General features: G+C 28.2%; 18 protein-coding genes. 9 read left to right on the top strand and 9 right to left on the bottom strand.

Annotated features, from left to right (window positions below; genetic code table 11):
- The 8 genes from CP960_RS04715 to CP960_RS04680 all read left to right on the top strand — a co-directional run.
- The coding region (locus CP960_RS04715; protein ID WP_133121136.1) for a sensor histidine kinase at window positions 1-301 on the top strand (301 nt) is incomplete at its 5' end.
- Window positions 294-1,562, top strand: coding sequence for a GGDEF domain-containing response regulator (locus CP960_RS04710; RefSeq protein WP_101184220.1), 1,269 nt, complete (start codon window positions 294-296; stop codon window positions 1,560-1,562). The genes CP960_RS04715 and CP960_RS04710, both read left to right, overlap by 8 nt.
- 230 nt (window positions 1,563-1,792) lie before the next feature.
- The gene (locus tag CP960_RS04705; protein WP_101184218.1) at window positions 1,793-3,346 is read left to right on the top strand and encodes a 2-isopropylmalate synthase; all 1,554 of its coding nucleotides are present in this window, start codon (window positions 1,793-1,795) and stop codon (window positions 3,344-3,346) included.
- A 98-nt stretch (window positions 3,347-3,444) separates the two neighbouring features.
- Window positions 3,445-5,046, top strand: coding sequence for a cation:proton antiporter (locus tag CP960_RS04700; protein WP_101184216.1), 1,602 nt, complete (start codon window positions 3,445-3,447; stop codon window positions 5,044-5,046).
- Between the two features lie 88 nt (window positions 5,047-5,134).
- A complete protein-coding gene (locus CP960_RS04695) occupies window positions 5,135-7,165 on the top strand; it encodes a DUF1538 domain-containing protein (protein WP_101184215.1) in 2,031 nt (676 codons plus the stop codon).
- Window positions 7,143-7,469, top strand: a complete 327-nt coding sequence (locus tag CP960_RS04690) for a thioredoxin family protein (protein WP_101184213.1) — start codon at window positions 7,143-7,145, stop codon at window positions 7,467-7,469. The genes CP960_RS04695 and CP960_RS04690 overlap by 23 nt, the downstream gene beginning before the upstream one ends.
- Before the next feature lie 21 nt (window positions 7,470-7,490).
- Window positions 7,491-7,910 carry a heme-binding domain-containing protein gene (locus CP960_RS04685; protein ID WP_101184210.1) on the top strand — a complete coding sequence of 140 codons (420 nt, stop codon included), beginning with the start codon at window positions 7,491-7,493 and terminating at the stop codon, window positions 7,908-7,910.
- Between the two features lies 1 nt (window position 7,911).
- On the top strand, window positions 7,912-10,866 hold the full coding sequence (locus CP960_RS04680; RefSeq protein WP_101184208.1) for a MutS-related protein: 2,955 nt from the start codon (window positions 7,912-7,914) through the stop codon (window positions 10,864-10,866).
- 18 nt (window positions 10,867-10,884) lie between these two features.
- Here the strand turns inward: CP960_RS04680 and CP960_RS04675 are convergent, their stop codons facing one another.
- From CP960_RS04675 to CP960_RS04645, 7 genes are all read right to left on the bottom strand, one after another.
- The gene (locus CP960_RS04675) at window positions 10,885-11,394 is read right to left on the bottom strand and encodes an HPP family protein (protein ID WP_191321651.1); all 510 of its coding nucleotides are present in this window, start codon (window positions 11,392-11,394) and stop codon (window positions 10,885-10,887) included.
- 50 nt (window positions 11,395-11,444) lie between these two features.
- The gene (locus CP960_RS04670) at window positions 11,445-11,996 is read right to left on the bottom strand and encodes a TetR/AcrR family transcriptional regulator (RefSeq protein ID WP_101184204.1); all 552 of its coding nucleotides are present in this window, start codon (window positions 11,994-11,996) and stop codon (window positions 11,445-11,447) included.
- 57 nt (window positions 11,997-12,053) lie between these two features.
- A complete protein-coding gene (locus CP960_RS04665) occupies window positions 12,054-13,364 on the bottom strand; it encodes an MFS transporter (protein ID WP_101184202.1) in 1,311 nt (436 codons plus the stop codon).
- 152 nt (window positions 13,365-13,516) lie between these two features.
- Entirely contained in the window at window positions 13,517-14,224 is a 708-nt protein-coding gene (gene hisA, locus CP960_RS04660) for a 1-(5-phosphoribosyl)-5-[(5-phosphoribosylamino)methylideneamino]imidazole-4-carboxamide isomerase (protein WP_101184200.1), read from the bottom strand.
- A gap of 21 nt (window positions 14,225-14,245) precedes the next feature.
- Entirely contained in the window at window positions 14,246-15,085 is an 840-nt protein-coding gene (locus CP960_RS04655) for a TIGR01777 family oxidoreductase (protein ID WP_101184198.1), read from the bottom strand.
- Window positions 15,086-15,100: 15 nt separating this feature from the next.
- Window positions 15,101-15,706, bottom strand: coding sequence for an imidazole glycerol phosphate synthase subunit HisH (gene hisH / locus CP960_RS04650; RefSeq protein WP_101184196.1), 606 nt, complete (start codon window positions 15,704-15,706; stop codon window positions 15,101-15,103).
- A 29-nt stretch (window positions 15,707-15,735) separates the two neighbouring features.
- The gene (locus CP960_RS04645; protein WP_101184194.1) at window positions 15,736-16,308 is read right to left on the bottom strand and encodes a ComF family protein; all 573 of its coding nucleotides are present in this window, start codon (window positions 16,306-16,308) and stop codon (window positions 15,736-15,738) included.
- Window positions 16,309-16,406: 98 nt separating this feature from the next.
- On the opposite strand from CP960_RS04645, the gene CP960_RS04640 reads away from it, so the two are divergent.
- On the top strand, window positions 16,407-16,958 hold the full coding sequence (locus tag CP960_RS04640; protein WP_101184192.1) for a YceI family protein: 552 nt from the start codon (window positions 16,407-16,409) through the stop codon (window positions 16,956-16,958).
- 44 nt (window positions 16,959-17,002) lie between these two features.
- Here the strand turns inward: CP960_RS04640 and lepA are convergent, their stop codons facing one another.
- Both lepA and CP960_RS04630 read right to left on the bottom strand, forming a co-directional pair.
- Window positions 17,003-18,790 (bottom strand): translation elongation factor 4, encoded by a 1,788-nt coding sequence (gene lepA / locus CP960_RS04635; protein WP_101184191.1) that lies wholly within the window; start codon window positions 18,788-18,790, stop codon window positions 17,003-17,005.
- 123 nt (window positions 18,791-18,913) lie between these two features.
- Entirely contained in the window at window positions 18,914-19,945 is a 1,032-nt protein-coding gene (locus CP960_RS04630) for an OmpA family protein (RefSeq protein ID WP_101184189.1), read from the bottom strand.
- Between the last annotated feature and the right edge of the window lie 24 nt (window positions 19,946-19,969).

Here is a 19,969-nt window from a genome sequence, read left to right as displayed (position 1 = left end):
TGCCTTAATAGAGAAAAAGATAGAAGAAGCAAAAGTAAAAATAAGAGTATATAAACAAAAAGAGAATGCAATAGTACAAATAGAAGATAATGCAAAAGGGATAAGTGAAAAGATAAAAGATAAGATATTTGAGCCATATTTTACAACAAAAGAGGAAGGTAAAGGAACAGGAATAGGATTATATATGACAAAGACTATTATTGAAAACAATATGGGTGGTAAAATTAGCATGAAAAATTGTAATGATGGTGCTTGTTTTATTATTTCTGTTCCTCTTGTAATAAAGGATAAAAATGAATAAAGAGTTGTTACAAAATATTGTTGTATTGTATGTTGAAGATGAACCACAAATTGCACAAGAGGTAAGTTATCATCTAAAAAAATATATAAAAGGGTTTTATACTGCAACAAATGGAGAAGAAGGTAAAGAGCTTTTTTATAAAATAAACCCAGATATAATTATAACAGATATACAAATGCCAAAATTAAATGGCCTTGAGATGATAAAACAAATAAATAGTAATGTTCCTGTTATTATAACTACTGCATACTCTGATTTAGAATATTTTCTTACAGCAATTGAGCTAAATGTAAATAAGTTTATAATAAAACCAATAGACTTAATAGAACTTGTAAAAGCTATTCAAGAGTGTATTATAAAAAATAATTTACAAGAAAGATTTTTTGAAAAAGATAACCTTCTTAAAATAATAAATGAAAATGTTCTTGTCTCAATTACTGATGCAAATGGCATTTATATGGATGCAAGTAGTGCTTTTTATGAGTTTACTGGTTATAATAAAGAAGATTTTATTGGGAAAAGTTATGAAATATTAAAACATGAAGATACTGAAGAAAGTGTCTATGAACGACTTTGGAATACAATAAATTCAGGGAAAGTTTTTCAAGAAGAGATGAAATTTAAGAAAAAAAACGCAGAAGAGTTTATTTGTATTACAACTATTACTCCTTCATTTAAAGATGAAAAGATTGTAAGTTATACTACAATTAGACAAGATATTACAGATAAAAAAAGACTTGAACAACTAACAATTGAAGATGATTTAACAAGGCTTTATAATAGAAGATATTTTAATAAAATTATAACTAATGAGTTACAAAGAGTAAAAAGAGAAAAGGGTTATTTTAGTCTTTTAACTTTAGATATTGACTATTTTAAAAAGTATAATGATATGTATGGACACTTAAAAGGAGATAGTGCTTTAAAAAGTGTAGCAAAAGTGTTAAAAGAGTCAACTTTAAGGGCATCAGATTATGTTTTTAGGTTGGGTGGAGAAGAGTTTGGTGTAATTTTTTCTAATTTAAATATCAATGAGTCTTTAGAGTTTTCAAATTTACTTATAAGAAAAATATTTGATGAAAATATAGAACATTTAGGTAATGAAACTACAAAAAGAATAACAGTATCAGCAGGATTAATAACTTTAAATTATATGTATTTTGAAGATGAAGAAAAAATTTATAAGTATTCTGATGATGCTTTATATAAAGCAAAACATAGTGGAAAAAATAGAGTTGTTTTGTCAGAAAAGTCAAAATAACTCTTGACAAAAAAAGTTTTTTAAAATATAATTTGGCAAATTTAAGGGAGAGTACAATGAAAATATTCGATTTTTATAATAATCAATTCATCAAAAGTGTTAACACTCTTCTTCTGCTTTCAAAATCACTCTAATAATTACACATATATAAAATCATAAAATCACGAATTAAGTTTTTTTCTTTAAAGAAAAATTGATATAATAATTATACTTTTTAAGAGGTAAAAATCATGGATAATAATAAAATCGTTGTATTTGATACGACATTAAGGGATGGGGAGCAAAGTCCTGGGTGTTCAATGAACACAGAAGAGAAGATAAAAGTTGCTAAGCAATTAGAAAAATTGGGAGTTGATGTTATTGAAGCAGGTTTTGCTGCAGCTAGTCCAGGTGATTTTGATGCTGTTAGTAGAATTGCTGAACAAGTTGAAAAATCTTCAATCTGTTCTTTAAGTAGAGCAGTTGAAAATGACATTAAACAAGCTGCTTTAGCTGTTCAAAAAGCAAAAATGCATAGAATTCATACATTTATTGCAACTAGTCCTATTCATATGAAATATAAATTGAAAATGAGTGAGGAAGAGGTTATTAAAAGAGCAATTCATGCTGTGGAGTATGCAAAAACTTTTGTTGATGATGTGGAGTTTTCTTTAGAAGATGCAGGAAGAAGTGAAATCTCTTTTATGAAAGAGGTTATGGATGCTGTAATTTCTGCTGGAGCTACAACTATTAATTTACCTGATACTGTTGGTTATAGATTACCAACAGAGTTAGGAGCAATGGTAAAAGAATTAACTGATTTTGCTAATAATAGAGCAATTATTTCTGTTCATAATCACAATGATTTAGGCTTAGCAACTGCAAATACTTTAAGTGCAGTTGCTAATGGTGCAAGACAGATTGAGGTTACTATAAATGGATTAGGAGAAAGAGCAGGAAATTCAGCTTTAGAAGAGTCTGTTATGGCTATAAAAACAAGAGGTGATGCTTTTGGTGGTGTTTATACTGATATAAATACTAAAGAGATTTATGCTACTTCAAGATTAGTTGCAACTATTACAGGAGTTGAACCACAACAAAATAAAGCAATTGTTGGTAAAAATGCGTTTGCTCATGAAAGTGGAATACATCAAGATGGTGTTTTAAAACACCAAGAAACATATGAAATTATGAAACCTGAAGATGTTGGTGTTATTAAAGATTCAACTTTAATATTAGGAAAACACTCAGGACGTGCAGCTTTTAGAGATAAGATTACAACTTTAGGTTTTGATTCAGTAAGTAATGAAGAGTTAAATTCAGCTTTTGAAAAATTTAAAATCTTAGCAGATAAGAAAAAAGAAGTAACAGATGATGATATTAGAATGTTGATTACAGATGAGTCTTTAAATCAAGATAAAATATTTGAGTTAGTTGGTTTACAAATATCTGATTGTTCAAATGGAGTTCCAACAGCAGCTGTATCTATTAAACATAATGATGGAACTATGACAGATGCAAATATTGGTAATGGTACAATGGATGCAATTTTTAAAACTATTGATAGACTTACAGGGTATAATGGTGAATTACAAAGTTATAATGTTACATCAGTTACAGAAGGAAAAGATGCTTTAGCAAAAGTTACTACAAGAGTTGTATTTGATGAAACTTCACCATCTTTTGTGGGACATGGTTTAAGTGTTGACACTATGCTAGCAACTGCAAATGCATATGTTAGTGCATTGAATTCTTACTTGTCTCAAAAAGAGAGATTAGCCAAAAAAACAGAGCATCAAGTATAAAATAATAAAGTAGTTTTAAACTACTTTATTAAGTTATTTATCTGTTTGAAAAAAATTATTTGATATAATCTTTACATTTTAATTTAGTAAGGATTCTGATGCTGACAATAATAGTGACTTCTCTTTTTTTAGCTTTAACTATAAATATAGTTTTGAAAAAAGTTAATCTACCTACAATTATTGGATATATTTTTACAGGTACAATTATCGCATATGGCTTTAATCTACATGATGCGGTAAACAATCATACATTAAAAGAGATTGCCGAATTTGGTGTAGTTTTTTTAATGTTTACAATAGGACTAGAATTTTCTCTTAGTCATTTAAAAAAGATGAAAAATGAGGTTTTTGTTGCAGGAACACTGCAAATATCTATTACTGCAATAATCGTTTTTCTTGTTAGTTATTTTTTATTTGATATTGAAAAAAATGTGTCATTTGTACTATCTTTAGCAATTGCTTTATCTTCAACAGCTATAGTTTTAAAAACATTTAATGAAACAGGTGAAATAAATAGAAGATATGGACAAAGAAGTTTAGGTATTTTAATAATGCAAGATATTGCAGTTATACCTATTTTATTGACAATTGGATTTATGAGTAATGCTTCAAGTAGTTCTGTTTCTGATGTTTTAGGAGAGATGGTATTACACGCGGCAATTTTATTAGCTCTTATGGTTATTATTGGAAAGTATTTACTTGAACCATTTTTTAAAGCAATAACAAAAACAAACTCAGATGAACTTTTTGTTGGTACAATACTATTTTTAGCTATTGGAGCTTCACTATTAGCTCATGAATTAGGATTTTCTTACTCTCTTGGAGCTTTTATAGCAGGTATGTTAATTGCTGAAACAAGATATAAGCATCAAGCTGAAGCAGATTTAGTTCCTTTTAGAGATTTATTATTAGGAATCTTTTTTATCACAGTGGGGATGCAATTAAAATTTGATATTGTAGCTTCATATATACATATTATTTTATCACTATTAGTTTCAATAATGATTTTAAAATTTGTAATTATTTATTCAATTATTAGAATAAATGAGAACAAACGAGTTAGTATGAAAACTGCACTTAGTTTAGTTCAAATTGGTGAATTCTCTCTTGCTTTATTAGAACTAGCAAGAACTGGAGGTTTAGTACCTTCTCCATATGGACAAATAATGATTGTAACAATTGTTTTATCTATGATTATTACTCCAATAATCTTAAAAAATCTTACTTTTCTTACAGATAAATTTAGTAAAGAAGAGGAACCAAACATTGCACAAGATATAAATAGTTCAGAGTTATCAAACCATACAATTATACTTGGTTTAGGTGAATTTGGAAGAAATATTGCAGATGATTTAAGTGCAAATGGTGAATCTTATATTGCTGTTGAAAATAATATTGAAAGTTTTTATAAATCTCTTAATAGCGGATATAATGTAGTATTTGGGAATGCAACAAATAAAGATCTTTTAAGAAGTGTTAATTTAAAAGAGGCAAAATATGTAATAGTTGCAATTGATAATCCAAAAAAACTATTTCAAGTATGTGATACAATTCAACAAGTTGTATCAACAGATAAAATTATTGTAAAAATTCATACAAAAAAAGAGTTTGATATTATTGAAGAGTTTAATATATCTAATATTTTAATAGAAAATAGTATTACAAGTAGAAGTATTACTGATTTAATTATGAAAAAATAGCACTAGACACAAGGGAAGGGGTTTAATTTGAAAAGAAGAGTTTTGGAGTTTGAGTATTATTTAATATTAAGTTTAAGAAGTAGTTTTTATGACGCAGTTTAATTTTTTTCTTAAACTTTTAAGAGAGTCTTTTAGAGATTTACTTCCTATTATTGTTGTAATTTTGTTTTTTCAGCTTGCAATTATACAAGCTGTACCAGATAATTGGCTTTCAACAGCAATAGGTTTAACAATTGTTGGTTTTGGTCTTGCAATCTTTTTACAAGGTTTAGAAATAGGTATATTTCCTGTTGGTGAAGGTTTAGCAAGGGATTTTGCAAAAAATGGAACAATTGCATGGATTCTATTTTTTGGATTTTTAATTGGTTTTGGTACAACCATAGCCGAACCTGCTTTAGCAGTGATTGCAGATAAAGCTGCTTCTATTTCAAGTGGAAGAATTGATGCAACAATTTTAAGACTTGTTGTTGCAGGTTCTGTTGGTTTTGCAATTTTATTGGGTGTTTTTAGGATTATAAAAGGGCATCCAATTCACTATTATATAATAGTAGGATATGTTTTAGTTGTTGGTGTTACATTTTTTGCACCAAAAGAGATAATAGGTTTAGCTTACGATTTAGGTGGAGTAACAACATCAACTGTAACGGTTCCTTTAGTAGCAGCTCTTGGTATTGGACTTGCAACTTCAATTAAGGGAAGAAATCCTGTAATAGATGGATTTGGTCTTATTGCTTTTGCTTCTTTAACACCTATGATATTTGTACAAGTTTATGGGATTGCTGTATATAATCTTGTAGATGCTAAAGATGTTACTAATGTTGTTATTCAAGCTACTGCTTCAGATGTGGCAACTATTAATATAAAAAGTATATTAACAGGTATTATTTCTGTTACAAAAGATGTAGCTCCTATTTTAGTTATTATTCTATTCTTTCAGTATATAGTTTTAAAGAAAAAGATACAAAATCTTAAAACAGTATTTTTAGGTTTTGCACTTGTAATTATTGGTCTTTATGCATTTATTCTTGGTCTTGAAATGGGGTTATTCTCTCTTGGAGAGACAATGGCATTTCAACTTACAAAAGGAAACTCTGTACTTGTAATATACTCTTTTGCTTTTGCTATTGGTTTTTCTACAACAATGGCAGAACCTTCTTTAATGGCAATTGCTAAAAAAGCAAAAGAGATAAGTGATGGAAAAATAAATGATTTTGCCCTAAGATTTTTTGTAGCTTTAGGTGTTGCTATAGGTATTGCATTAGGTGCTTTTAGAATTGTTGATGGTGGACATATTCATTATTATATAATAGTTGGATATATAGTAGTAATTATTTTAACTTTTCTTTCACCTAAATATATTATTCCAATTGCTTATGATAGTGGAGGAGTAACAACTTCAACTGTAACAGTTCCTTTAGTAGCAGCTCTTGGTATAGGTCTTGCTACGAATATTGAAGGAAGAAGTGCTTTAATTGATGGATTTGGTCTTATTGCTTTTGCTTCTTTATTTCCTATGATAACTGTAATGCTTTATGGAATAGTTATTGAAAAACTTGGAGTTAAATCAGATACTGAAATTGAAGCTGCAAATATCTTAAAAGATACATTAATTGATGCAGAAAATATGGATTTGGCAACTGTAAATATTGATGGAAGTGATAGAAGACACTCTTTACCAATGGATTTTAGTGCAGTTGTTGTAATAGTTCCAGCTGATAAGAAGTTAGATGCCATAGAAGCTGCAAGTAAAGCAGGTGCAAGTGGAGCAACTGTATTAAGAGCTGATGGAATTGGACTTGAAGGAATTAGTAATTTTTATAGAAACTCTTTTGAAGCAAATGATGTTCTTTTACTTTTCTTATTACCTAGTGGAATGGTTAATAGTGTAATAAAAGCAATTATACACTCTTTACATATTACAACAATTGGTAAAGGTATAGCTTTTGCTTTTCCTTTAACTCATATGAAAGGAATTAGTTTAAGTAGACATGATATTTTTACTCATAGAAAAGACCATAAAAATCCTGAAAATAATCCTGATAATATAAAAGAAGCAGAAGAGAAATTTAATGAAGAGTTAGAAAAAGAGTTACACAATGACACAAGTAAAAACAATTGAGTTTATAACTTCAAAGATTAACACAAGAAACCCTGTGTTAATCTATTTTAGTGCAGAATCTTGCTCCGTTTGTACTGCTTTAAAACCAAAAATAGAAAAAGAGGTATCTAAAAATTTTCCTAAAATAGAGATGTTTGAAGTTAAAGCAGATTTATATAAACAAATAGCAAGCCATTTTACGGTATTTTCTATACCAACAATATTGGTCTTTTTTGACAAAAAAGAGTTTAAAAGAGAAGGAAGAAATATAAGTGTTTCTTTATTTATAAAAGAGCTTGAAAGACCATACAATCTATTTATTTAATTTATTAATTTAGGATTTTATATGAAAAAAGCACTTCTTATTTTTTTTCTTGTTTTTGTTGCAATGCAGTTTATCCGACCTACACAGCAAAATGCAAAAGTAGTAAATGAGTTAGAAATAGAAGCAAAACCTGAGATTATGAAAATATTTAAAACTTCTTGTTACGATTGTCATTCAAATAAAACAAAATGGCCATGGTATTCCCAAGTTGCACCATTTTCATGGATTATCTCTTCTCATGTAGAGGATGGAAGAAAAGCTTTAAATTTTAATTTATGGAAAGAGTATGATGAGCAAAAACAAAAAGATAAATTAAAAGCTATTTATAAAAAAATCTATGCAGCTATGCCTTTAAAAAGTTATACAAGATTTCATGATGAAGCAAAATTAACAAAAGAGCAAAGAGAAATGATTAGAGATTGGACTGGAGTGAGAAGATAAATTGAGACAAGAGGTTCAAGAGTTATTAGACGATAAAAAAACACTACTTACTTATACTTATTTTAAACTTCAAAGGCTTTTTGAAAGTAAATATGGTAAAAATACTATAGTTCTTATGGAAATAGGAACATTTTTTGAAGTTTATGAAATAAATAATGATAAAGAACAAGTAGGTAAAGCAAAAGAGATTGCAGAACTTTTAAATATACAATTAACTAGAAAAAATAAATCAATTTTAGAAAACTCTGCTGAAAATCCAATTATGGCGGGTGTTCCTGCAATATCTTTTGATAAACACCTTGCAAGAATAATAAATGAGCAAAAATATACAATTGTTGTTATTAGACAAAGAGGAATACCTCCAAAAGTTTCAAGATATTTAGATACAGTTATAAGTCCAGGAACAAATTTTGATTTTGTAGTTGACCAAGATGAAAATAATATTACTTCTTTAGTAATTGACCAAGTAAAAGGAATATATCTTGTAGGTTATAGTGCAATTGATGTTACAACAGGTAAATGCTACTACAATGAAGTTCATGGAACAAGTGAAGATAAATTTTATGCACTTGATGAAGCTTTTAATTATATGAATATGCATAAAACAAATGAAGTTGTTGTAACTTTTGCAGATAAAAATATTAATCAAAAAGAGGTTATAGATTATTTAGAGTTAAAACTAAAAACTTTTCATATAGGAAGTTTTAGGCCAAAAATTAATTATCAAAATGAGTTATTTAAAAATGTTTTTAATATTCAATCTCTTTTAACTTCTATTGAACATCTTGATATGGAAAGAGTTCCTTTAAGTAGTGAAAGCTTAGCTATATTAATTGATTTTGTTATAGGTCATGATTCAAATATAGTGCAAAAACTTTCATTTCCAGTAAAATTAGATATTTCAAAATATATCTATTTAGGAAATAATGCTTTAGAACAATTGAATATAATAGAAACTTCACATAACCCAAGTTTAATAAAGCTTATTAATAATACTTCTACTGCTATGGGTAAAAGACTTTTAAAAGAAAGACTTACTCATCCTGTAAAAGATACAAAAGAGATATTAAGAAGATTTAATCTTTCAAAAGAACTTTTTGATTATCATGGTCCAATTGAAAATGAATTAGCAAATATTTATGATATTGAAAGACTAACTAGAAGAATAAAGCTTACAAGATTGCACCCTTTTGAATTAAACTATTTGTATGACTCTTTACTTAGCATAAAAGAGGTTGTAAAGTTTATGGAAAACTATAAGTTTTTTACACCTCCTTGTAGCTCAAAAGAGTTACAGCTATTTATTGATTCTATTGATTCTACTTTTGATTTAAGTGTATCTGGTAAGTTTATGTTAAAAGATGTAGAGTCAAATATGATTTGTGAAGGAATAAATGTTCAAATTGATGAATTAAATAGACAAAATGAAGAACTTTATTCAAAACTTGAACTTCTTAAATCACATATTTTAACATACTTAAAAAGTGAAGATAAAAATCAAGTAAGTATAAATAGACTTGATAAAGAAGGGTTTTATTTAGGTCTTACAAAAAATAGATACAACTTAATAAAAGATGAATTACTAAATTCACATATAATTATTGATGATGAACTTTTACTTGTAAAAGATTTTAAAATTAAAGTACAAACTACAAATGTAAAAATATCGTGCAGTTTAACAGAAACAATTTCAGATAAATTTGTACATAATTTAAGAAAAATAATAGAGTTAAATAAACTTGTATTTAAGGAAAAACTTGTTGAGTTTGAAAAAAAGTTTGCCGTATTACTTGAAGAGTTAGTACAATTTATTGCAGAGATTGATTTAACTGTATCAAATATCAAAACAGCTAAAAAGTACAACTATACTTGTCCTAAAATTGTAAAAACAAAAGATAATGAAAATTTTTTAGAGTTAGTTGAACTTAGACATCCTATTATTGAAGCAAATGAAGAACAAGGTATTTATGTTCCAAATGATGTGGTTTTAGGTGAATTAAGTTATGCCTCAAAAGAACAAAAAAATAATGTGATTGTTAAAAATTCTAATCCTTTAAATGTAACAGATAATAAGATGCATGGAGTTTTACTTTATGGTATAAACTCTTCTGGTAAATCTTCACTTATGAAATCAATTGGTATTGCTGTTATTTTAGCTCAAGCAGGTTTTTATGTACCAGCAAAATCTATGAGATTTTCTGTATTTGATGCAGTTTATACACGAATTAGTGGAGCTGATAATATTGCAAAAGGTTTATCTTCATTTGCCGTTGAAATGCTTGAACTTAAAAATATTTTTAATAGAGCGACAAAAAAATCATTGATTTTAGGTGATGAAATTTCTCATAGTACTGAAACTATGAGTGGTTTAAGTATTGTTGCAAGTGCTATATTAAAGCTTGCAAAATTAGAATCAATTTTTGTATTTGCAACACATTTGCATCAATTGCCAGAGATAAAAGAGATAGAAAAACTAAGAAATATTATCTCTTTACATCTATCTGTTATGTATGAAGATAAAGAAGATAAGCTTATTTTTGATAGAAAATTAGCCTTTGGGAGTGGTTCTTCTATGTATGGATTAGAGTATGCAAAATCACTTCATATGGATAAAGAGTTTTTAAGTGTTGCAAATGATATTAGAAAACGTTTAACTGATGATTATGATAAAATAGAAAGACTTACACAGAAAAAAACTTCAAAATATAATAAAGATGTCTTTGCTTCAACTTGTGTAATATGTGGAAAAGCTTGTGATGATGTTCATCATATAAAAGAGCAAGCAAGAGCAAATAAAGATGGCTTTATAGGTCATATGAATGCAAATCATAAATATAATTTAATTCCTTTATGCAAAGAGCACCATAAATTAGTTCATGAAGGCAAAATAAATATAAATGGATTTGTTGCTACTTCAAATGGTTTAGAATTACACTATACTTATTTAGAAGAGTAAAGTTTTAAACTTTACTCTTTATATCCAATAGTTTGGATAAACTCTTTTTTTATGTAAATTATTATAAAAAACTCCAATTAATATTATAATAATAGCTCCTAAAGCAGTTGGAAAAAATAGAAAATTCCAAGATGAACCCATGATAAATACAATTACAGGATTTGAACCTGCTGGGGGATGAACTGTTCTTGTTAATAACATTACTGCAATTGCTAAAGCTAAAGCAAGAGCTAAACTCCACCAATAATCACCTACAAAATGAAAAAAGAATAGTCCCATAAATGTAGATATTGTATGTCCAAAAAAGATATTTCTTGGTTGTGAAAAGGGACTATTACTAAATCCAAACAGTAAAACACAAGTTGCTCCAAATGAGCCCATAATAAAGATATTTTCATAACTATTAGTAAGATAAGCAACAACAGATATTGCAATAAATGCACCAATAAAAGCAAAAGCAACTTCAATAGCATTTGCTTTTGGTGGAAGCTTTGCTTTATTTCCTTTTAGTTTTTTTATATAATTCATAATTTCTCCTTAATCAAACAAACGATTGTTTGGTAAAATAGGCAAAAAAATTAAACCTTAGATAATAGGTTTTTTCCTACTATTAAAAGCTTAGCTTTATCATTTGTAAGATTGAACATAATAATAGAACCTTGTAAAGTACAAATATATTCATATGCTAAATTTTGTGCTTCTTTTTTAGTGTATTTCTCTTGTAAAATTTTAGTTAAACACTCTTCCCAAGTTTTAAAGTACTTAACTATAACAGCTTTGTACTCTTCATTTTGATTAGAGACTTCAGTTGCTAAATTTGCTAATAAACAACCACCAGTACTATTTAAAAAGTACTCGTCAGTTTTTTTAACTATTTTTTCTAGTTTTTCTTTTGTCAAAAGAGTTTCATCTTTTATTGAAAAAATATTTTTGTCAAAGTATTCACTTATATATTTAAGTGCTTCAAGTCCTATCTCATATTTATTTTTAAAATGATGATAAATACTTCCTTTTATCAATCCACATTCATCTGCAATGTTTGCCATTGAAGTATTAGAAAAACCTTGAGTTTTAAAAAGCATAATTGCTTTGTTTAGTATCTCTTCTTTAGATGTTTTTTTTATTGCCATATTTTTTCCAAACGATTGTTTGGTAAAATTGTATCAATTTTTAGTTTGAATGTCAAGCTAATCATCTTGAACTTCAGGTAGTTGTTTTGCTAAGTAAATAGCTAATACCCCAACAAGGGATAATACAAGAATAATTCCACCAACACCAATAAGTGAACTTAATGTTCCAATTAATCCACTTAAAAGCAAAAGAAAGCCTATTAAAGTATTGCTTACAGCTACATAATCAGTTCTTTTATTTCCTTGTGCTAAATCAACAATATAAGTTTTTCTTCCTATTCTAATACCTTGATACCCAATACTTAAAATAAAATAGATAATAGGCATAATCCAAATAATAGAAAATAACTCTTTATAAAAAAAGTCTATAAAAAATACAACAAAGCCAACAGTTGTTGCAATCGTTGCTCCAATAATCATAACTTGTTTACTTGAAACATCTGAAAATTTACCCCAAAAGTTTGCAGATAATAAATCAGCTAATCCACTAGAAAGAATAAAAAGTCCTAATAAATAAGAGTTTGATTCAGAGTTTTGTTGAGCTATAATTACAAAAAAAGGTGCAGATAAAACAGAACAAAGAAATAAAGCTCTTGTTATAACAAATAATCTAAAAGGTTTATCAGTTTTTAAAATACCTAGTTTAGAAATAGCTACACTAAAAGCATTTCCTCCACCATCAGTTTCTCCTTCGTACTCTTTTATTTGAGCATAAGTAATAGAAGCTAGTATCCAAAAAAATCCTGCAAGTGAAAGTAGTATTCCAAAGTTTTGTGCTGAAAATGGTTTTTCACCATTTAATAAAAAATAAACTCCAAGTACGACAACTAATAAACCTGCAAGCATAGCAGATAGACCATTTAGTGCTCCACGTCTTGTTTTGGGAATAGTCTTTCCTACTACATCTTTTGCAGCAACAGAGCACAAACCCCTTGCTAAACTCATAGCAATAAGTAAAGCAATGATTGCAAGTCCCGCATTTAAACCTTGCATATTCCAAGCCACAGTTGCAATACCAAACATGCATAAAGCTTGTAAAAGTGTTCCTATAGACCAAATCCATTTTCTAATTGGAAGTCTTCTTATGTATGCAGCAATAAATAGTTGAGGAATTAAAGAGCCTGATTCTTTAATAGGAACTAAAAAACTAATAAGAAATAAAGGCACATTTAAACTTTGCATAATCCAAGGAAGTATAACTTTTGTATTAGCAACTGAATCAGCAAGTTTATTAAAAAAGTAACTAATTATTGTAAGAAAGAAATTACCTGGAACTACTTTACAAGCATTTTCATCAATAGCTTTACAAACTCTAGCATCCTCTTCATTTACAAGTTTTGAGTATAAATTATCAATCTTTTTTTTCAAACTATTGCCTTTTTGATTTTATAAAATTTTTTATTAATAAAATAGAAAAAAGTAGTGCAATCCCTAGATTTATATAAAAGCCTTGAAAATTAGAATCTTCATAAAAAGTGTAGGCTAAAGCATAAAATACTAGGGATATAATCAAGCACATATTATAATATTTTAAAAGCCTCTTCTAAATCTAAAGTGCCTTCATAAAAAGCTTTCCCTACAATAACTCCAGCAATATTTCCATTGTTTTTACAATTTACAATATCAGAAATATCTTTTACTCCACCACTTGCAATAGTATCTACTTTACTAGCAAGAGCAATATCTTTTGTAAACTCTACATTTACTCCACAAAGCATTCCATCTTTTGAAATATCAGTACAAATAATAGCTTCTACTCCAGCACTTGCAAACTCTTTTGCTAAAGTTGTTGCTTTCATATTAGATACTTCTGCCCAGCCTTCTACTGCAACCATTCCATCTTTTGCATCTATTCCAACAGCAATTGGATATTTAGAAGCCATTTCTTTAACAAATTGTGGATTTTTTACTGCAATTGAACCTAGTATTAATCTGTCAACACCAAGTTCAACATACATTTTTATTGTTTCTTCATCTCTGATTCCACCGCCAAGTTCAATCTTTAAATTACAGTTTTCTCTGATTTTTTTAATCTGCTCTAAATTGGCAGGTTTTCCTGCAAAGGCTCCATTTAAATCAACAATATGAACCCATTTGCTTCCAAGTTCTTCAAATCTTTTTGCAACTTGCCAAGGTTCATCTGAATAGATTTTTGCACTATTCATTAATCCCTTACTTAATCTTACAGCTTTGCCATCTTTTAAATCTATTGCTGGTAATATATCCATGTTAATTATTAATCTCCCTTTTTAAACTAAACTATTTACAGTCTCTTGAATATCTTTATGTTTAAACTCAAATCCCAAATCTAAGAGTTTTTTTGGAACAACATCTTGCCCATCTGTTAATACTTTTGCCCCTTCACTAAAAATAAGCTTTAAAACAAATTCAGGAACAGGAAAGATAGTTGGTTTTTTTAGTGCTTTCCCTAAGGCTCTAGTTAATCCTAAATTTGTTGTAGGTTTTGGTGCAGTTAAATTAAACGTATCTGCTAAATTGTTATCAATTACAAATTTGTAAGCATTTAATAAGTCATCTATATGGATAAAAGAAAAAGCTTGATTACCACTTCCAATCACTCCTCCAAGACCAAGTTTAAAAGGAGTTATCATTTTTGCAAGAGCTCCTCCATTTTTCCCTAAAACTATACCAAATCTAAAAATTGAAACTTTTGTTTGTGCTTTTTTTGCTTCTTCTTCCCATCTTTGACAAAGTTTTGATAAAAAATCATCTGCAAATTTTCCATCTTCTGTATAAGTGTCTTTATTATCATAAATCCCAACAGCAGAAGTAGAAATAAGTAGTTTTGGTTTTGTTTCTACGCTATTTATAGCCTCTACTAATTTAGAAGTAGTATCTATTCTACTTGAATAAAGTAACTCTTTGTACTCTTTTGTCCATCTATTAATAATATTTGCACCTGCTAAATTTATAACTATTTGACTTGAGGATACTATATTTTGAAGTTCAATTTTATCATCTAAAATCTCTCTTTTTATAGAAACTACTTTATATCCATATTTTTCAAAGAAATTTCTAAGAGAAGTTCCTACAAAACCACTTGCTCCCGTTATTGCTATAGTATTCATAATCTCTCCTTTATTTTATAATTTCATAAAGTTTTCAAGAATTTTTAATCCATTATCATGAGATTTTTCAGGGTGTGGTTGAAAACCAAAGATATTATCTTTATTAACAGCACTTGCAAACTCATATCCATACGTTGTTTTACCTATGATATTATTTTCATCAGTAACTGCATGGTATGAATGTACAAAATATAAATAAGGGTTATTTAATCCCTCAAAGAGTTTATGTTGTTTATTTTCAATAGTGTTCCATCCCATATGTGGAATTTTGAAATCTTCATGCATTTTAGATTTATCAAACTTTTCAATTTTTCCTTTGATTAAGCCTAAACCTTTAGTATGTCCAAACTCTTCTGAACTTTCAAAAAGTAGTTGCATCCCAAGACAAATTCCAATCATAGGTTTTCCACTTTTTGAAAACTCCAATACAGCCTCTTTCATACCAGTTGTGTTTAAATGTTGCATTGCATCAGCAAAAGCCCCAACTCCTGGTAAAATTATTCTGTCAAACTGTTTTAACTCTTCTGGGTCTTTTACAATTGATGCTTTTGTATCTAAAAGATGGCAAGCATTATATACACTTGCTAGATTTCCCATATTATAATCAATAATTCCTATCACAATTTCGCCCTCTAAATAAAATGATTATACTAAATTTTTGCATCAGCTAGGGTTAAAGAAAAAAGAACATTATTCTTTTTTTTCTCTAAAACTTTTTTACCTTCTAATATTGTAGCACCTGTAGTGATTAAATCATCACATAAAATTGTTGTTTTATTATATAAATTTGATAGTTTGAAATTCCTTGGATTATTTTGCCTAAATTTTAAATCTTTACCTGCATATTTTACTCTATTTTTTGCTTTTAAACAGTTTGTTTTAGGTCTTATGTATTTTGAGTTTAGATACTTTACAAGAATTGCAGTATGAGAAAATTCACGCCTTGTATGGTCATCAATTGGGATTGCATAAATATTTTCTTTAAAATTAAAATTTTTAGCAAATGTTTGAAAAGATAGTTTTGCTAAAATATTAAATACTCTATCTCCATAAAAATAGTATTTGGAGTTTATTAGCTCTTCTATATCACTTAATGCATAAAATGAGTAATTAAAAAAGTCTTGTTCAATCTCTCTTTTATGCAAAGAGGGCTGTAAATATTTTTTTTGACAACTTTTACAAATAATTTCAAATGATAGTTTTTCACATGATATACAACGCATATAAAATAATATTATAAGTTATTTAAAAAAGTAGTTAATTTATTAATATTATCTTAATTAAATATTAAATTATATAAGATGAAAAGAAAGGAGTTGTTATGAAAAATAGACTAATTATTGGAATCATTTTTTTATTTGCATCAATAGGCTTAAATGCATATGAGTTAAATGGTAATTTAAAAGTAGGGTGGACAGGCTATAAAACAGAAGAAAAAATTGGTGTATCAGGTACATTTAAAAAAATTGATTTGCAGATAAAAAAAAGTGAAGATTTTGTAAAGTTTTTAAAAAGTGCTAAAGTTAAAATAGACTCTTTAAGTTTAGAGTCTGGTTTAGAAGTTAGAAATAAAAGTATGATAAATACACTTTTTTCTTTAAAAAGTTCACAAAAAGTTGTAGCTTCAATAAAAGAGGTTAATTTAGAAAAAAATATAATCTTATTGGATTTAGAAATGAATAAAGTTCTAAAACAAGTACCTATGAAATATCACGTAGAAGATAAAAAAGTAATTGCAACTGGTGTGATTGATATTTTAGATTATAGTATGAGTGAATCATTTTCAAAGTTTGCTAAAGAGTGTTTTGATTTACATAAAGGAAAAACATTTTCAGAAGTGACTATATCTTTTGAATTACCTTTTAAAAAGTAGTATAACAAGCAGTATTTATACTGCTTGTTAATATTAAAGATTTATTATATTTTAAGTACAGCCATAAAAGCTTCTTGTGGTACATTTACTTTACCAATAGCTTTCATTCTTTTTTTACCAGCTTTTTGTTTCTCTAATAGTTTTCTTTTTCTTGTAATATCCCCACCATAACATTTTGCAGTAACATTTTTACCCATTGATTTTACAGTCTCTCTTGCAATAATTGTAGTACCAATACTTGCTTGAACTGCAACTTCAAATAGCTGTCTTGGAATTAACTCTTTAAGTGCTTTAATGAACTCTCTTCCCCTTGAAACAGCTTTATCTTCCGGAACAATAATTGAAAGAGCATCAACAATATCACCAGCAACTCTAATATCAAGTTTTTTAAGTTCACCTGGTCTAAATCCTATAGGCTCATAATCAAATGATGCATAACCTTTAGTAGTTGATTTTAATTTATCATAAAAATCCATTACTATTTCATTCATAGGAATATCATACTCTAATAAAACCCTTTTCCCTAAGTAATCCATTTTGATTTGAATTCCTCTTTTTTCATTTAAAAGCTTAATTACATTTCCTAAAAACTCATCTGGAACTAAAATTGTAGCTTTTACATATGGTTCATAAATTGTTTCTATATAGTTTGGTTCAGGTAATTCAGAAGGGTTTTGAATCTCAATTCTTTCACCATCTTTTTTTTCTACTTCATATACAACAGTTGGTGCTGTTGCAATTAAATCTAAGCCAAACTCTCTTTCAAGTCTCTCTTTTATAACTTCCATATGAAGCATACCAAGAAAACCTGTCCTAAAACCACTTCCAAGTGCTGCTGAACTTTCAGGTTCAAAAGAGATTGAAGAGTCATTTAATTGAAGCTTTACAAGAGCCTCTCTTAAATCTTCAAACTTATCTGTTTCTATTGGATAAAGTCCAGCAAATACAAATGGTTTTGCAGGTTCAAATCCACCAATTGGTTTTTGTGTTGGATTTTTTGCATCAGTCATTGTATCCCCAACAGCAATTCCATCTAGTGTTTTTAATCCTAGTACAACAATTCCAATCTCTCCTGTTTTAATCTCTTTTGTTTTTTCTCTTTTTATTGGATGAGGATACATTAAATCAAGTACTGGATGTTCAACTTTTGTATTCATCATCTTAAGAACTTGACCTTTTTTTATACTTCCATCATAAACTCTTACAAGTGCTAATGCTCCAAGGTAGTTATCAAACCATGAGTCATAGATTAAAGCTTTAGTTGGAGCATTTTCATCTCCGTTTGGTGCTGGAACTCTTTGTACAATTGAATCAATTAGCTCTTTTACTCCTAAACCAGTTTTAGCACTAATTAAATTATGTTCAGTACAATCTAACCCAATTGCCTCTTCTGTCTCTTCTAAAACTCTATCAGGGTCTGCTGAAGGTAGGTCGATTTTATTTACTACTGGAAGTAATTCTAAATCATTTTCAAGTGCAATATAAACATTTGCAATTGTTTGTGCTTCAACCCCTTGAGTTGAATCAACAATAAGTAAAGCTCCTTCAGAAGAAGCTAAACTTCTACTAACTTCATATGAAAAGTCAACGTGACCTGGAGTGTCTATTAGGTTAAGAATATACTTTTGTCCATCTTTTTCATAGTTTAATCTAACACTTTGAGCTTTAATAGTAATTCCTCTTTCTTGCTCAATATCCATAGTATCCATCATTTGTGCTGAAAGTTCTCTATTTGAAACTGCTCCACACTCTTGAATAATTCTATCTGCTAATGTTGATTTTCCATGATCAATATGTGCAATAATACTAAAATTTCTAATGTTTTTTTGCAAAGTAGTATCCTATTTTATTATATTTTACGCGATTATATCTAAAATAATGTTATGTAGTTATTAAGTTATTGTAGTTGTTAAAAGATAGGAGTTTTTCCTATCTTTTAAATTTTTAGTAAAATATTATTTTACTATTGTAGCTTCAACTCTTCTATTTTTAGCTCTTCCCTCTTTTGTAGCATTAGTTGCAAGAGGTTTTGATTCTCCATATCCATGCCATTTTAATCTTTTGGCATCAATTTTATAAGCTTTAAGTGCTTCAACTGTAGAAGCAGCTCTTCTTTCAGAAAGTTTTTGATTATACTTTTCTGTACCAATTGAGTCTGTATGTGCTTCAATTTTTGCTTTTGTTGAAGGGAAAGCCTTCATAAACTCTGCAAATTTTTTGATTTTTGATTCATATGAATTATTAATTTTTGAACTATCAAAAGCAAAATTAATATTTAAATCAGTTTTTAATGAACAACCTTTTTCATCTACAAAATCACCTTTTGGTGTATTTGCACACTCATCTTTTGAATCAATTACACCATCTCCATCAGTATCAAGAACTACTTTTTTAGGCTCAACTTGTTTAACAGGTTCTGGTTTAACTTCTTGTTTAACTGGCTCTTGTTTTGTTACATTTGTCGCTTTTTTTCCAAATGGAATAGCTAGCCCAAAAGTATAAAGTAAATTATTATCGCCATGGTCTGTTTCAATTAGATGTCTTACATCTGTTTTAAATATCAAATCATCACTTATATTATATCTTAACCCAACACCATAGTTTCCAAATACACCACTTTCATTATCATATGCTTCATGTCCAAAAACTTCAACACCTGCACCTACTAAAGCATATAATGATGTATTATTTGTAAGTTCATAATTTTTTATAACATTTGTAAAGATTCTTGAAATAGAAGTATCTCCACCTTTATCATAATCTACATCACCTAAACTTCTTAAGAAACCTAATTCAATTTGGTCAAACATACTCTCATCAAGGTTAAATCCTAAACTTAAACCACCAACTCCATAGTGGCTATCAAGGTCAGTATTCCCTTCAGTTACAACACCACCTACTAATGGAGTTATTTCATATTTGTAAGAACTATCTGCTGCAAACATTAAACTTGCACATAATACTGTTGATAATAGTACCTTTTTCATAAATTTTCCTTGTTTTTATGTTTT

This window comes from Malaciobacter halophilus, assembly GCF_002837275.1.
GTDB classification, from domain to species: domain Bacteria; phylum Campylobacterota; class Campylobacteria; order Campylobacterales; family Arcobacteraceae; genus Malaciobacter; species Malaciobacter halophilus.
This window is presented reverse-complemented; position numbering and strand designations above follow the sequence as displayed.